The sequence below is a fragment of the Alicyclobacillus hesperidum subsp. aegles genome, from assembly GCF_027923525.1.
Taxonomy (GTDB): domain Bacteria; phylum Bacillota; class Bacilli; order Alicyclobacillales; family Alicyclobacillaceae; genus Alicyclobacillus; species Alicyclobacillus aegles.
The window spans coordinates 117,244-130,258 of sequence record NZ_BSBJ01000049.1 but is presented as its reverse complement, the minus strand read 5'-3'; the positions used below and the strand labels follow the sequence as shown (position 1 = coordinate 130,258).

15 protein-coding genes and 1 riboswitch are annotated in these 13,015 nt (G+C 56.9%); of the genes, 6 read left to right on the top strand and 9 right to left on the bottom strand.

Annotation, left to right across the window (positions count from 1 at the left end; all coding sequences use genetic code 11):
• Positions 1 to 149: 149 nt before the first annotated feature.
• A complete protein-coding gene (locus QMF38_RS10315; RefSeq protein ID WP_281759384.1) occupies positions 150 to 1,310 on the bottom strand; it encodes an aminotransferase class I/II-fold pyridoxal phosphate-dependent enzyme in 1,161 nt (386 codons plus the stop codon).
• A gap of 112 nt (positions 1,311 to 1,422) precedes the next feature.
• Positions 1,423 to 1,503, top strand: a riboswitch (ZMP/ZTP riboswitch).
• Between the two features lie 77 nt (positions 1,504 to 1,580).
• Between QMF38_RS10315 and QMF38_RS10310 the strand changes: the two genes are divergently transcribed.
• The gene (locus tag QMF38_RS10310; RefSeq protein WP_281759383.1) at positions 1,581 to 2,438 is read left to right on the top strand and encodes a bifunctional 5,10-methylenetetrahydrofolate dehydrogenase/5,10-methenyltetrahydrofolate cyclohydrolase; all 858 of its coding nucleotides are present in this window, start codon (positions 1,581 to 1,583) and stop codon (positions 2,436 to 2,438) included.
• An 18-nt stretch (positions 2,439 to 2,456) separates the two neighbouring features.
• On the opposite strand, the gene QMF38_RS10305 is transcribed toward QMF38_RS10310, so the two are convergent.
• Genes QMF38_RS10305 through QMF38_RS10295 form a run of 3 tightly spaced genes read right to left on the bottom strand, consistent with a single transcriptional unit; the run spans position 2,457 to position 5,071 of the window.
• Positions 2,457 to 3,593: an FAD-dependent monooxygenase gene (locus QMF38_RS10305; protein ID WP_281759382.1), complete on the bottom strand. Its 1,137-nt coding sequence runs from the start codon at positions 3,591 to 3,593 to the stop codon at positions 2,457 to 2,459.
• Between the two features lie 3 nt (positions 3,594 to 3,596).
• Positions 3,597 to 4,346, bottom strand: a complete 750-nt coding sequence (locus QMF38_RS10300; protein ID WP_006445965.1) for an ABC transporter permease — start codon at positions 4,344 to 4,346, stop codon at positions 3,597 to 3,599.
• The gene (locus QMF38_RS10295) at positions 4,343 to 5,071 is read right to left on the bottom strand and encodes an ABC transporter ATP-binding protein (RefSeq protein ID WP_281759381.1); all 729 of its coding nucleotides are present in this window, start codon (positions 5,069 to 5,071) and stop codon (positions 4,343 to 4,345) included. Before QMF38_RS10295 ends, QMF38_RS10300 begins: the two co-directional genes overlap by 4 nt.
• 94 nt (positions 5,072 to 5,165) lie before the next feature.
• On the opposite strand from QMF38_RS10295, the gene QMF38_RS10290 reads away from it, so the two are divergent.
• Entirely contained in the window at positions 5,166 to 6,173 is a 1,008-nt protein-coding gene (locus QMF38_RS10290; RefSeq protein ID WP_281759380.1) for an NADP-dependent oxidoreductase, read from the top strand.
• Positions 6,174 to 6,260: 87 nt separating this feature from the next.
• Here QMF38_RS10290 and QMF38_RS10285 read toward each other — a convergent pair whose 3' ends face one another.
• Entirely contained in the window at positions 6,261 to 6,563 is a 303-nt protein-coding gene (locus QMF38_RS10285; protein ID WP_281759379.1) for a hypothetical protein, read from the bottom strand.
• 167 nt (positions 6,564 to 6,730) lie between these two features.
• Here QMF38_RS10285 and QMF38_RS10280 point away from each other — a divergent pair, with 167 nt between their 5' ends.
• The 4 genes from QMF38_RS10280 (at position 6,731) to QMF38_RS10265 (ending at position 11,313) form a co-directional block, all read left to right on the top strand.
• The gene (locus QMF38_RS10280) at positions 6,731 to 7,687 is read left to right on the top strand and encodes a L,D-transpeptidase family protein (RefSeq protein WP_281759378.1); all 957 of its coding nucleotides are present in this window, start codon (positions 6,731 to 6,733) and stop codon (positions 7,685 to 7,687) included.
• A gap of 96 nt (positions 7,688 to 7,783) precedes the next feature.
• On the top strand, positions 7,784 to 9,286 hold the full coding sequence (locus QMF38_RS10275; protein ID WP_281759377.1) for an ArnT family glycosyltransferase: 1,503 nt from the start codon (positions 7,784 to 7,786) through the stop codon (positions 9,284 to 9,286).
• 75 nt (positions 9,287 to 9,361) lie between these two features.
• Positions 9,362 to 10,897 carry a DNA polymerase/3'-5' exonuclease PolX gene (locus tag QMF38_RS10270; protein ID WP_281759376.1) on the top strand — a complete coding sequence of 512 codons (1,536 nt, stop codon included), beginning with the start codon at positions 9,362 to 9,364 and terminating at the stop codon, positions 10,895 to 10,897.
• Between the two features lie 134 nt (positions 10,898 to 11,031).
• On the top strand, positions 11,032 to 11,313 hold the full coding sequence (locus QMF38_RS10265) for a hypothetical protein (protein WP_040288683.1): 282 nt from the start codon (positions 11,032 to 11,034) through the stop codon (positions 11,311 to 11,313).
• Between the two features lie 55 nt (positions 11,314 to 11,368).
• On the opposite strand, the gene QMF38_RS10260 is transcribed toward QMF38_RS10265, so the two are convergent.
• The 4 genes from QMF38_RS10260 to QMF38_RS10245 form a co-directional block, all read right to left on the bottom strand.
• Positions 11,369 to 11,905, bottom strand: coding sequence for a spore coat protein (locus tag QMF38_RS10260; RefSeq protein ID WP_281759375.1), 537 nt, complete (start codon positions 11,903 to 11,905; stop codon positions 11,369 to 11,371).
• Complete coding sequence (locus tag QMF38_RS10255) at positions 11,902 to 12,138, bottom strand: hypothetical protein (RefSeq protein WP_281759374.1); 237 nt, start codon at positions 12,136 to 12,138, stop codon at positions 11,902 to 11,904. The genes QMF38_RS10260 and QMF38_RS10255 overlap by 4 nt, the downstream gene beginning before the upstream one ends.
• Positions 12,139 to 12,155: 17 nt before the next feature.
• The gene (locus QMF38_RS10250) at positions 12,156 to 12,593 is read right to left on the bottom strand and encodes a spore coat protein (protein ID WP_006445975.1); all 438 of its coding nucleotides are present in this window, start codon (positions 12,591 to 12,593) and stop codon (positions 12,156 to 12,158) included.
• A gap of 105 nt (positions 12,594 to 12,698) precedes the next feature.
• Positions 12,699 to 12,920 carry a hypothetical protein gene (locus QMF38_RS10245; protein WP_281759373.1) on the bottom strand — a complete coding sequence of 74 codons (222 nt, stop codon included), beginning with the start codon at positions 12,918 to 12,920 and terminating at the stop codon, positions 12,699 to 12,701.
• Positions 12,921 to 13,015: the final 95 nt, after the last annotated feature.

Sequence of the window (13,015 nt, the reverse complement as noted above, 5' to 3'; positions counted from 1 at the left end):
TGGCAAGTAGGGCAAAAATCACGGCGCCAACGGCGACTTGCGTTTTTCTCGACTTGGATCGCATCGCTTCGCCCCCAACCGGATCAGAATTCGGGCTTAGCTTGAGCCAACCCCACGCGTTTCATACGCAGGGGTTGGCTTTTTTGCGGTCACGCCCGGCGTTCTTTGGCGACAAAGGCCTCGATGCGGCGAAGCGCTTCGCGCAGCATTTCGGGATCACATGCGTACGAAAGGCGGACATGCCCCTCGCCATACGGACTGAAAGCGTCGCCTGGAACGACGGCGACACCTGCCTCGGCGAGCAATCGGTGTGCGATGTTCTCTGACGTGTCGCCCAGCGCAAGGGCGAAGGCGGGAAATGCGTAAAACGCACCGTCCGGGCGCACGAGTGGGATCTCCATGGCGGTAAACGCGGCGACGACGAGATCGCGATTGTTGCGATACAACTCGCGCATCGGACGGGCGTCGTCAGCCCCTTCGGTCAGCGCGGCGAGCGCAGCGCGTTGGCTGATGGAGGACGCACAACTGACGCCATATTGGACAACCTTAGCCATCTCCGCGGCCACGTGTGCGGGTGCAAACGCGAAGCCAATGCGCCAACCGGTCATACTGTGTGATTTGGACAGGCCGTGGATGACGATGGTGCGCTCGCGCATGCCGGGAAGCAAAGCGACGCTTTGCAGATGGCCGGCAAATTGCAGTTCGCAGTATATCTCGTCCGATATCACCCACACCTTGGTGTCGGCCAGCACCTCTGCCAGGGCCTGCAACCGCTCAAAGGGATAAACGACGCCGGTCGGGTTGACCGGGGACGCGAGGATGACCATCCGCGTGCGCGGCGATATAGCCCGCCGCAGCGCTTCTGGTGTGAGCAACAGCCCGTCTTGTCGCGTATCGACGTAGACCACCCGGGCACCGAGCAGTTTGACGATACCCTCATAGCCCGGATAGGCAGGTGCGGGAATGATGACTTCGTCGCCCGGCTGCACAAGCGTGCGCATGGCGACATCAAGCGCGTGCGTCGCCCCGACGGTGACGAGTATTTCCGTTGCGGGATCGTAATCGAGACCTACGAGACGGCGATAATAAGCCGCGGCGGCTTCGCGCAACGCCAGTGTGCCGCGATTTGGCGTATAGCCCGTATCGCCCTCTGCGATGGCCTCTTGCGCGGCAATCCGAATGTGTTCGGGCGTTGGCAAGTGCGGCTGGCCAATGGTCAGCGACAAGGCATTCGGATACTTGGCGACGAGCTCAGAAAACTTGCGAATCCCCGAAATCTGAATGGCTTGTGTGCGCGATTGAAACTCCACGTCAAATCCTCCTTCGCGGCAGTTGTGCCGGCATCTGGCCGTGCGGGGCGCTTGCAGGCCGCCGCGATCGCTGTTATATTCACTGTGGATAGCGTAACACGAAACTTCAATCACAGCGCTGTGTAACTGGCGGCTTTGCGTGGAGCACCACGAGGAAGCACAGCGAAAACAGTCGACCGCCTGGGCAGAACGTTACCCAGGCGGTCTTTTGCGTATATACAGGCATACTGAACATAGACAAACGCGGATACGTTTGCAGGAGGGGTAGACATGGCAGAACAGTTACTTGGTCGGCCGGTCGCATTGGCGCTCAGTGAGGACGTTGCCGCTGAGGCCGCGATTTGGCAAGCTCGTGGCATTCAACCGAAGCTGGTTACGCTGCTCGTCGGCGATGATCCCGCGTCCAGCGTCTATGCTGCACAAAAGCGGCGCACGGCAGAGCGCCTTGGCGTCGAATTCGAGATTGTTCGCTTGCCACAAACGTGCGACACACATGAGCTCATTCGCCGCATCGAGGCGTTGAACGCCGATCCGCTGGTCCACGGCATCATGATTGAGATGCCCTTGCCTGGTGATGTCGATGTGCAACGAGTCGTCAGCGCGATCGACGCCCTGAAAGACGTCGATGGCCTCTCCCCATGCCACTCCATTGCCAAACCCACGCCGGAGGCCGCCCTGTACCCGGCCACGCCACTCGCCTGCATTCGCCTGTTGAAGCACTATGGTTACAAGCTTCAAGGTGCCGACGTCACGCTGGTCGGCTGCGGCCAGACAGTTGGCTTGCCGCTGTTGCACCTGCTCATCGCCGAAGGTGCAACCGTCGCTGCATGTCACGAATTCACACGCGATGTCAAAAGTCACTTGCAAAATAGCGAGATCGCCATCGTGGCTGTCGGTAAAGGTGGCTTGTTGCATGGGGAGATGGTTCACGGAGGCCTGACTGTCGTTGACGTCGGCATTTCGCAGGGCGAAGACGGCGAGGTACAGGGCGATCTCGCTCCCGAAGCGGCGCCCTTGACCAAGGCCTACACACCCACGCCTGGCGGCGTCGGAACTGTAACAACCGTGCAGATCTTTGCCAACCTCATGCATGGCATGAAGCTACAGCACGATGCTGGCATGCTATAAACGATGGCACAGATTTTTTCACGGTCGGCCAGTTGACCCAAGCAACCGCCGCCACAGCAGACGACCGGCCATCGGCGCCGCAATTCGGAACAGGGCGTTTCGCATATGGATCATGCCTTGATTTTGCCACTGCATGACATCGCCAAACTGCCGTGTCACATAAGCCATCTCGCGAACCCTCCTTCGTCGCTGGGCTGCATAGATGCGAAACGCTGCCGGGGAGACACCGACATTTCGTACGGCGCGCAACCACGTCGCAGCGTCCTCCACCGCCAACGCGCCGCCAAATCCCAGATTCGGCGTGATGGCGTGTGCCGCATCACCCATGAGCACGATGCGCCCCTGGGCCAGCGGGCAGCCTGGTGGGAGGTCCTGCACACGGTGGCGCAAGACATCTGCGTCCGGCGTTGCCGCGATGCATGCGCGCACGGGCGGCGGGAAACCAGCGAAAAGCCGCCGCGCAACGTCCCAACCAGCATCCTGACCGCCGAGGAGCCGATCATTCACCGTCGCGAACCAGTAGGTTGCATGCGGCGAAATGGATGCATAGCCAAAGCGCACACCCTCTCCCCAGTACTCCCACATGGTTGCCGGATCGACCACAGGTCCCTGGGCAATCCCACGCCATGCCATATAGCGCGTCGGCCGCGGTTGTACGGGACAAATATCGTGTCGGGCTTGCGAATGAATGCCATCCGCGATAACAGCCGCATCATAGGCGAGCCTGCCGCGCGATCCCTCGACCATCACACCATCTGTCTGCGCAAAGACCCTTTGCACGCGTGCGCGAGCGATTGTCGGCCGCAAAAGCGCTTTATACATGGCAAACAGCAAAACATCGCGCCTGACACAGACCGGAAAGTATCCATGCTGTTTGCGCATCCAAACAAGCGGCAACTCGTACAACACCGCCCCCCGCTCCGTTGCAATTCCCCCGTGGGTAATGGCGTTCGCTGCAAGTCCGCTACCCAAATCGCGCATGCCAAGCTCGCTCAAGGCGCGAAGAGCGTTTGGCCACAGCGTGATTGCCGCGCCACCAGCCAATGGATCTGCGGCTGCATCGAAAAGTTGAAACTCGACATCAAGCTGCCGACACGCAAGTCCCGCGGCGAAGCCCGCAATGCCCGCCCCGATAATTGCCACGCGAGCCGTCAAGGTTCACCCCTCCCGCAATTGCTGATGGGCCGTAAATAGCTTTGGATACGTTAAGAAGCCGATGACAATACTCGTCATGGCCGATCCCGCCAAAATACAGAAGAGGATCATCAATTGATAGCGAACGGCTTGCACCGGATCGGCCCCCGCGATGATTTGGCCAGTCATCATGCCAGGCAACTGGACGAGGCCTGTCGTTTTCGTCGAGTCGATAGTCGGAATCATACCCGCGCGAATGGCCTGTTTCAGTCGAGGGTATATGGCCTGTTTAGGACTGCCGCCAAGTGCCAGGACAGCCGTAATCTCCGCACGCCCATTCTCCACTTCGCGCTGCAACCGATTGAGCAAGAGACCTGCGGCGACCATCGAGTTGCCGATGATCATCCCCGTGATGGTGATGACGTATCGCGCTTGAAACGGCACAACGCCAATCCCCAGCAACAGCCCTTGGGTAACGATCTCGGTGACGACGAGGCCTATGAGAATGGACCAGATGACACCGGGGATGCCCTTCGCGCGGCCGCGTGCATTCCATGCCGCCACTGCGATGATCAGTGCGACCATGAGCAAGATAAAAACGGTCCGATGCGACGCAAAGACAAACTTCAGTATGTATCCAACCACCAGCAACTGAATGGCCGCACGCACCGCTGCGATCACGATGTCGCGCTCGACGCCAAGGCGCAACCACAGCGAAAGCACGAGTGACACGACGACAAACAGCAGCGTGAATGAGAGTGACAGATAACTCACGCTTCCCCCTCCTCTCCTTGGGCAAGAAACGATCGCAATTCCGCAGTCGCAGGTTCCACCAACAGGCGCTCGGCAGGTCCATCCTCGACCAAGCGCCCAGCTGTCAAGAACCATATATCGTCCGCCACTCGCCGAGCCTGGCGCAAATCATGTGTCACCCAAAGCATCGTGGTATGCAAGCGGGATCGGATTTCAAGCAGCGTTTCTTCTACCTCCCGCTTTGCATGCACATCCAGCGCCGAGGTGACTTCGTCAAGTAGCAGCACTTCCGGTTCCATCGCGAGCGTCCTCGCTAAAGCGACACGTTGTTGCTGGCCACCGGAGAGATCGCTCGCAGGTTTCGTCAGTAATTCTCGTGGGAGATCGACCAGTTCGAGAAGCCGCCCCGCATCCGTCAACGGACGATTGTGCAGTTTCAGCCCAAACAACACGTTGTCTTCGACGCTGCCCGGAAACATCGTGGCGGCTTGAAACACCATTCCGACCTTTTGCCGCAATCGTTGCACCGGCCAGTCGCGGATGTCCTGACCATCCACCTCAATCCGCCCTGCAGTCGGCGTACGCAACAGATTGCATAGTGACAACAGTGTACTCTTGCCCGCACCTGATGGACCGATCACGGCCGCGGTACGGCCTCTTGCCAAGGTTGCAGTGACACTTTGCAGCAACCACTTATCGCCGCTTTGATATCCGACGTCCGCCATGTGTATCGCCACTTCATTCACAGATTTCTCCTCCGTCCTCCGCATGTTGTATACTGGCTCGGTGCAAGACTGTTGCAAACAACTTGGTCGTGCACGACAAATGGAGGTGTTCCTGATGTCTGACACACAAGCCGCTCGTATTGTGTTGGCGAAGCGCCCTACCGGTACGCCAGCCCCAGATTGTTTCCGCACGGAAACGGTCGCCCTCGGTGAGCCTGCCGACGGCCAAGTACTGGTCAAAACGCGTTATCTCTCTGTCGATCCCTATATGCGCGGGCGCATGAATGACGTCAAATCGTATGTGCCGCCCTATCGCCTCGATGAACCGATTTCCGGAGGTGCCATCTGCGAAGTTATCGCCTCGCGCGCTTCTCACTTACAGCCTGGAGACCTCGTGCTCACGCAGACGGGCTGGCAGACACACGCCCTCCTTGCAGCTGAAAAGGTTCGCAAGCTCGATCCTGTGCCACAACCTGTGACACTTGCCCTTGGGTTGCTCGGCATGACCGGTTTGACGGCGTATTTCGGCCTCATCGATATTTGCGATCCGAAGCCGGGCGAGACCATCGTCGTCTCGGGTGCCGCCGGTGCCGTGGGCATGGTCGTCGGGCAAATCGGAAAAATCCTTGGCTGCCGTGTGGTCGGGATCGCCGGATCGGACGCCAAAAACCGATATCTGACCGACGAACTTGGCTTTGATGCGGCCGTCAATTATAAATCGCCCACGTTCTATGAAGACATGAAGAAGGCATGTCCCGACGGAGTCGATGTGTATTTCGACAACGTGGGTGGCCCGGTCACGGACGCGGTGATGAAACAAATCAATGACTTTGCACGCATCTCAGTATGCGGTCAGATCTCATTGTACAATCTTTCCGAGCCTGACGTTGGTCCCCGTATCGCGCCCATCTTGCTCACACGCAAGGCAAAGATGCAAGGGTTTATCGTGGGAGATTACCACGCCCGCTTTCCAGAGGGCATGGCTCAGCTATCGAAATGGTACAACGATGGCAAATTGAAGTCCCAAGAGACCATTATCAAGGGTTTCGACAGAACCATCGAAGCATTTTTGGGGCTGTTCACCGGTATCAATACCGGCAAGCTCATTGTGGAAGTCGAATAAGCTCATTGCGAAGGGTTTCGTCAAAACAGAGGGCAAGCCGCATGTCTAACGGCTTGCCCTTTTTCCGCTTCAAACCTGTAATCCAGATCACCCGTGCCTTTTGTTAGAGCCATACCAAAGATGATCATGAAAAAACTGACGATACATCCAAAGGGTAAGTACCCCGCCAAGTGCACAATGAAGCGCGAGAAACACGTATTTCCCAAGGAAAGGATGCGGCGAGTACAAATAGCGAAACGCAACGACGCCAACCAATTCGAAGTTGAACGCAAACAGAATACCGACCGTCAGTAGCGTCAACAGAACCTTGGTAATTCCGGACATGGTGCGAATCGCAAATGCCCCCCAAACTGCGACACGTTCTTTCGAGGATATGATTATAGCACGCAAATGGCCGAGCGTCACTGAATAGAAATAAGCGTTGATGACGCGGCGTTCGACAGCATGTGACGCACAGTCCTTGTTAGACTGAAAGCTGCAGTATTCGCGACATGAACAATACGTCACAACATACAGTTGTTTCCGGTCAGATCGGACGCAGGATGGAGAGATGGCAGATGCGCAAAACATGGTGGACACGTTGTTTGTCAGCGGTGATTGCCGCTACGGTGTGGCTCACGCCTTGGGGCATGTCGGGAGACGACAGCGCCTCCTTACAACCCGTCCTTGCAGCCCAGACGACATCGACAAAGAGCGCATCAAGTGTCACGACCCACGCGACAAGTCACACAACCACCAAGCTCAAACAGGCAAACGTACCGCAACCGCCAAAACCAGTTGTTATCGCCATCGGATCGACAGGCAATGCGGCTCTTTGGATGAACGAAGCGATGGCGGAGTTAAATCTGCTGCCTTTGACGTTCAAACCAGCAAACGGCGAAAGCCCGCAAGCCGCGTGCAAGCAGCTCGAACTTGCGCTTGCCGCCGGCACGTTGACGCCAATAACCGGCTCATGGTCATGGAAGACCGCAGAACCACAGAGCCTGGTGCAACTGTGGAACCCGAACCTTGCGTCAGCGATCACAGAAGGCGCCATCATGGCGTTTGAGTCCGCACATGGGCTCGCGGTGGACGGCATTGCAGGCCCACAGGTGGACAGCGCGTTGAAGCAGGCGTTGATCTCGGATCAGGCGGTCTCATCCCAGCCTTATACGTATATCACAGTCAGTGAGGCACGACCGGAGACGCTGCGCGTCTGGCAAAACGGGAAAGTGGTCTTGACGACGCTCGCCAATACGGGCATTGCTGCTTCGCCAACTCCTATCGGAACGTTCCCGGTATTTGCGCAATATCTTTCACAAGACATGCGCGGTAAGGATCCAAACGGCGTTCCCTACAATGACCCAGGTGTACCCTATGTGAGCTACTTTAATGGAGGCTGCGCCATCCACGGCTTCGTTCGCGCTGGCTATGGCTATCCGCAAAGCCTTGGCTGTGTCGAATTGCCGCTCAGCATTGCAGGAAAGGTGTTCTCATACATCCATATTGGTACGCTCGTCACCATCCAAAGCTAGATAGGTTAGCTCGATAACAGGTTGATTTGGTAGAATGGGCACAATCTCTTTCAAGATTTGCAACGTAAAGGTGTCTATACGTTCAAGGAGCTCATGATGACCAAAACGACCCTTGCCTACGGCCAGCCGAGCAATGAGATAGATCATCCAAAACGTCTCGACTGGCCGTTGTCTGCATTGCTTTTCATCTCTATCTTGATACATCTGCCCACGCTCAACATGCCACTTATTTCAATTGATGCCTGGCGGCAAACGGACGAAGAGAGTATTGTCTACCACTTTGTACATAACTCGATGAACATCCTCCATCCTGCTGTCTTTTACGATGGTCTGGGCCCTCAGCGCGTACAACTCGAACTACAAATCATACCTTGGCTCACAGCCTGCTTGGTGCACGTTCTCGGTTGGCATATATGGCTTCTCCACCTCATTCCGGACGCCTGTTTTAGCTGTAACGTGTGGTTATGCTACCGAGTGGCCCGCGCCTTCTCTGCACCCGTGGGCATTGCTCGCACGGCAGCGGCCGTGTATCTGCTGATTCCCTATGACATCTACTATGGACAAGCCCTCATGCCAGAAGTGGTGATGACCACGGGCATGTTGCTTGCCGTGTGGTCCACACTCTGCTACGCAAAAAAGCCCACCTGGGGAAGATCAATTCTAACTGGACTGGCCATCTGCCTGATGTTGCTTGCGAAACTCCCATCCGCGACCGTTCTTCCCGCCTTGGCAGTTGTCGTCATTGGACAACAGGGTTTCAGCATCCTTGCCCGCGCACGGACCTGGGTACCCGTCTTCTTCGCCATTGCCATCACCTGGCTGTACACCGCGTACGAAGGCAAGCAGGCCGCACACGCATTCATCACAGGCGATACACATGCCTATTTGCTACAACACCTTGGCGACGTCTTTCATCCACAAACGTATCTGCAGGCAGGTTGGTTTGGGGCGACGACAGCCGTCGGCCTCGCCGTCGCGGCAGCCGCTTTATATGGCTGTTTTTGTGCATGCCCCAACGCCCTTGCCCCGTTTCGCCAAGCCTTTGTAGCCTGGCTGAGCGGCGCTTTTCTCTTCACCGCCTGGGTCGCTACACACAATGCCTTGCATTACTACTACATCGTTCTCACCGTGCCGGCCGCGCTGCTCGCCAGCTTGGGTATATGGCAATTGTGGCGATCCCGCCGCCAGCCATTGCGCGCGTTGGCTGCTGCCATCGTCGGTGGCGCTGTGACGATAAGCGTTCTGGCAACCCCGACTTACTATCAGCCTGCAGAAGCGTCCGCGTATCGGCTTGGAAAACAGTTGCAGGCCGAGCTTCCCGCCAACGAAGGCATCGCGCTCGTCGCATCAAGTCCCATTCTGTTTGACTACGCGAAACGGGGCGGTTGGCGCTGGTACGGCGGCGACAAAACCGCCGCCTATGCACAGTGGTTGCAGCAGAAGTGGAAAGTCGGTGCGGGTGTCGCCGTGATCGAAGACCCTAGGGCATATCCGGACTTATCCGAGTGGCTCAAGAAGCAATACGGCACGCAAGTCCGCGATGGCCATCTGCTGGCTTGGCTGCCGCCGCGTGGAATGACGAAGGACGGCCACGCTTAAAATACATTGCAAATCCGTGAGGACTTTGGCTCCTTTACATGCACAAGCAATCCATTTGCCAATCGGAGGTACTGTATGCCCAATCGCCACCGCCGCCCAGATCCAACAGAAGCCTTACAACTCCTTGGCGTCCCTCGCGAAGTCGCGGAACTGTGTGAGCTGCCCGGCGTCGGCCCGAAGATTGCCGCCGACTTATATCGCCGTCATCGCATTGCAACGCTCGAAGGTTTGGCGGAAGCTCTGAACCGTTCGCCGCGGACATTCCAGTCCTATGGTCACAACACCGTCGATCGCTGGCAACGAGATCTCCCTGTCCTACTGGAACGTCGTCACAGCTGGCCCATCGCCCTCGCCGCTCCGCAAGCAGACGCCATCTGTGCAGAATTGGCGAACCTCTCCGGAGTCACGGCTGTATCCGTGACCGGCAGCGTGCGACGCCTTGCGGCCATGAATCGGTGTATCGAACTCGTGGTTGCATGTGCGGATCGATCCGCCCTTGATGCGTGGTGCCAGAAGGCTGGCGCTGTGACACGCATGCCTGCCGATTATCCATCGGCCATCGCAACCATCCGCTGTACGACAGGCAGTGGTGCGGACGAATTGCCGGTGCTGATCCACGTCGCATTGCCGGAGGCGTTTGCGGCCGCACTGTTGCAAAGCACCGGCGATCCGACTCATGTCGAAGTCGTCACGAAACTTTTGGCAGAAGCCGGTTTGACGTGGAGCGAAGCGGGACTTATGCATCGCGAAACAGAATCCATTCCGATTGCCTCTGAGGCGGAGCTATACGCCCGCATTGGCTTGCCCTGGTTGCCGCCTGAGCTGCGGGAAGGCGAAAGCATGCTACAATCCCCGTCCTTCCTCATACAGCAAGCGGATATTCGCGGCGATTTGCACATGCACAGCACGTGGAGCGACGGCTCGCTGACCATTGCCGAATTGGCAGAGACCGCTGAACGCATGGGCTACGAGTATATCGCCGTGACGGATCACTCGCAGTCGCTCACCATCGCCCATGGCTTGACACCGGATGATTTGCGGCGTCAACGCGGCGAGATCGAACAAGTGCGCCGGCGCGCCAAAGTCCATATCTTGCACGGCTCGGAAGTCGACATTCTGGCGGATGGAAGGCTCGACTTCCCTGATGAGGTACTTGCCGATCTCGACATCGTGATCGCCTCCATCCACACCGTGTTCACGCAATCGCGCGATACGATGACGCGGCGCATCCAGCGCGCTTTGGCGAATCCACACGTGCACATCTTGGCCCATATGCATGGCCGGCTGATTGGCAAGCGATCCGGCTACGCGGTCGACACGGAACAGGTGCTTGCGGCTGCAGCACACCATGGCGTGATGATTGAGCTAAATTCCAATCCGAATCGCCTTGACATCTGGGATGAGTGGATTCGCAAGGCGGTGAAGCTTGGTATCGCTATCCCCATCGACACGGATGCGCACGAACCCGGCGAGATGAACAACATCACTTATGGCGTCCGCATGGGTATCCGGGGGTGGCTACCCCAGGCCCAAGTGCCCAATACCTTGTCCTATGCAGAGCTTAAACAGCGACTTGACGCGCGACGGATGCAGGCATCGGTCAAAGGGTAGATACAGTTGATCACAAAGGTGTGGCAGATGTCCGAATTTCACATGATAGCTCCTGACCTGCAGATGGAAAACCTGTAGACTAGCAGTTGTGAGCCGCCAACAGCGGATAGACAACGAAGCTAGGGGGCTTTGTGATGAAGTTCGTATACTGGGTGATTGCCGTTATCATCATCATCGGAGGTTGTCTGTGGCTATTTAACTGGTTGCGCAGGTCCGACAGGCCAAGCGATGACTATTTTGCATTACTCGAAAAGTTGCAGGCTCGTCCCGACGACAATGCCTTACGGGAACAAATTTATGCAGTAGGCCGCAAGTTCTACAAAAACCGAATGAGTGGAATTGACGATGCCATTCAAATGGATGTCGATCTCGCTTTGCGCGGGGAACTCAAAATGCCTGTTGACGACAGGTACTGAGCCGCCGGCAATGGCCGCCGCAGTATGGAGACGGCCATTGCCACGCGTCGAAATCTCAGGCGACTTCCAGTTTGGCGACAATAGCCGCCAACACTTGCAGCAGCAACTGAAGCTGGACGGCCAGCTCGGTTGCAACCACCTGAACGCGCACCGCATACGCGTTGTCGACGCGAATCACGCGGCGAATCCGCTGTGCTGTGCAGATTCGTGCAAGCAGGTCTTCCGTCACCTGCGAAGCCGCGTTTCCATCAGCGACGGACACGCTGAGAACAATCGCCAAGGCCAATTCAAGAGCAGCTTGCAGCGATAGAGCCGCTTGCAAGTCGTGGCTGTTAATTTCGACGTTTGCCGAGTCTTTTACAATGATGTCGAGAATGGAGGACTCGTTGTCGTCGATTTCGAGAATCGCATTCTGTGCGATGCCGGGATCTCCTAATGGCAATTCGGCCTGCGGCAACTCGCACGACTTGTCGACGTCGTAGTCAAAATCCGATGCCACAGGGCGAACCGTTGTGCGTCCTGCGTTAAGCAGCGGCATACGGTTGTGATGTCGCCGGCGCCGGACATTCCGATGTGTGTTTTTCCCCTTCACCCAACGATGCCTCCTTCTTGGCCGTTTGCGCGACCCTCGGCTTGGGTCTGCTTCTGGAACGCCCAAACGAGCCGCCTTCTAGGTTTCGTTTCGCACCCCGCGGTGGACGCTTTAGGACCCGTTTCCTCTGCATTGGACTCCGGCATTCCCATGCGCGCCATGGCGTCGCGATATGCCTCTTCCAATACAGCGCGGATGCGCTCCAACCGCTGGTTTGGTTCCGTTTCGTGCATACGCTCCCCTCCGCCAATCACAGGATTTCAAGCTTTGCAATGAGTGCCAAAAGCACTTGCAGCAGCACTTGGATATTGACACTTGCTTCCGTTGCCGTCGCTGTGACCGTCACGTTGCGGGAATTCTCGATGACGGTGCGTTGCTTAATGCTCTGGCGAGTCCGGATTCGTTCAAGCAAGTCCTGTGCGATGTTGTTGGCTTCATTGCCATCGGCGATCGCGATGCTCAACACGAGTGCGATGGCCAATTGAATGGCCACCTGGAGATTGACGGCCGCCTGTGTGTCGACAGTGGTGACGGTAATTTCACACGAGTCCTTAATCAGAATGTGCTCGTCGTTGAGCTGCTCTGTGCGGGCCGATTCCGTCGCTCCCTGTGAGACACCGCCGAGCGTTGTAGCACACGGATGTGCCTGTTGTGGATCGAGTGCAGACCAAGTTGTGTTGGTTGCCAATTTTCCTCACTCCTTCTTTGGAATTACCACACTGTATGGAGTCTCCTGATCAGCCGTAAAGGACAGGTTCCCTAGGACAAACTCGCCAAATTTCCGTGCAGTGCGTCATTTCTTTCGCTTCGACTTTACTTCCTCACTTGAGGATACCTTTTGCGATTGCAGAAAGTCCTCGACTTGTGCTTGCAGCGTATGAACGAGATCGCGCAGTTTGTCCCGCTCTTCGGGCGAGATGGGCTTGCGCTTTGCTTGCGAGATGTTGTGCTTGCGAAACACGTCCTCAATAAGTAAATCCGTCAGGTTTTTCGTCACATTGTCCATGTCATGCATGAGAGATGCCTCCTTAGACTCAGATGTCGAGCTACAGTATGCAGGGGTCGCCATCCTGTCCACGACGACCGTCCTACTGACCCGTTAAAATGGTT

Excerpts from the sequence above, each read along its gene's own strand:
- QMF38_RS10255 (WP_281759374.1), bottom strand. The coding sequence starts at position 12,138 with ATGCACGAAACGGAACCAAACCAGCGGTTGGAGCGCATCCGCGCTGTA.
- QMF38_RS10275 (WP_281759377.1), top strand. The coding sequence starts at position 7,784 with ATGACCAAAACGACCCTTGCCTACGGCCAGCCGAGCAATGAGATAGAT.
- QMF38_RS10310 (WP_281759383.1), top strand. The coding sequence starts at position 1,581 with ATGGCAGAACAGTTACTTGGTCGGCCGGTCGCATTGGCGCTCAGTGAG.
- QMF38_RS10265 (WP_040288683.1), top strand. The coding sequence starts at position 11,032 with ATGAAGTTCGTATACTGGGTGATTGCCGTTATCATCATCATCGGAGGT.
- QMF38_RS10290 (WP_281759380.1), top strand. The coding sequence starts at position 5,166 with ATGTCTGACACACAAGCCGCTCGTATTGTGTTGGCGAAGCGCCCTACC.
- QMF38_RS10280 (WP_281759378.1), top strand. The coding sequence starts at position 6,731 with ATGCGCAAAACATGGTGGACACGTTGTTTGTCAGCGGTGATTGCCGCT.
- QMF38_RS10270 (WP_281759376.1), top strand. The coding sequence starts at position 9,362 with ATGCCCAATCGCCACCGCCGCCCAGATCCAACAGAAGCCTTACAACTC.
- QMF38_RS10245 (WP_281759373.1), bottom strand. The coding sequence starts at position 12,920 with ATGCATGACATGGACAATGTGACGAAAAACCTGACGGATTTACTTATT.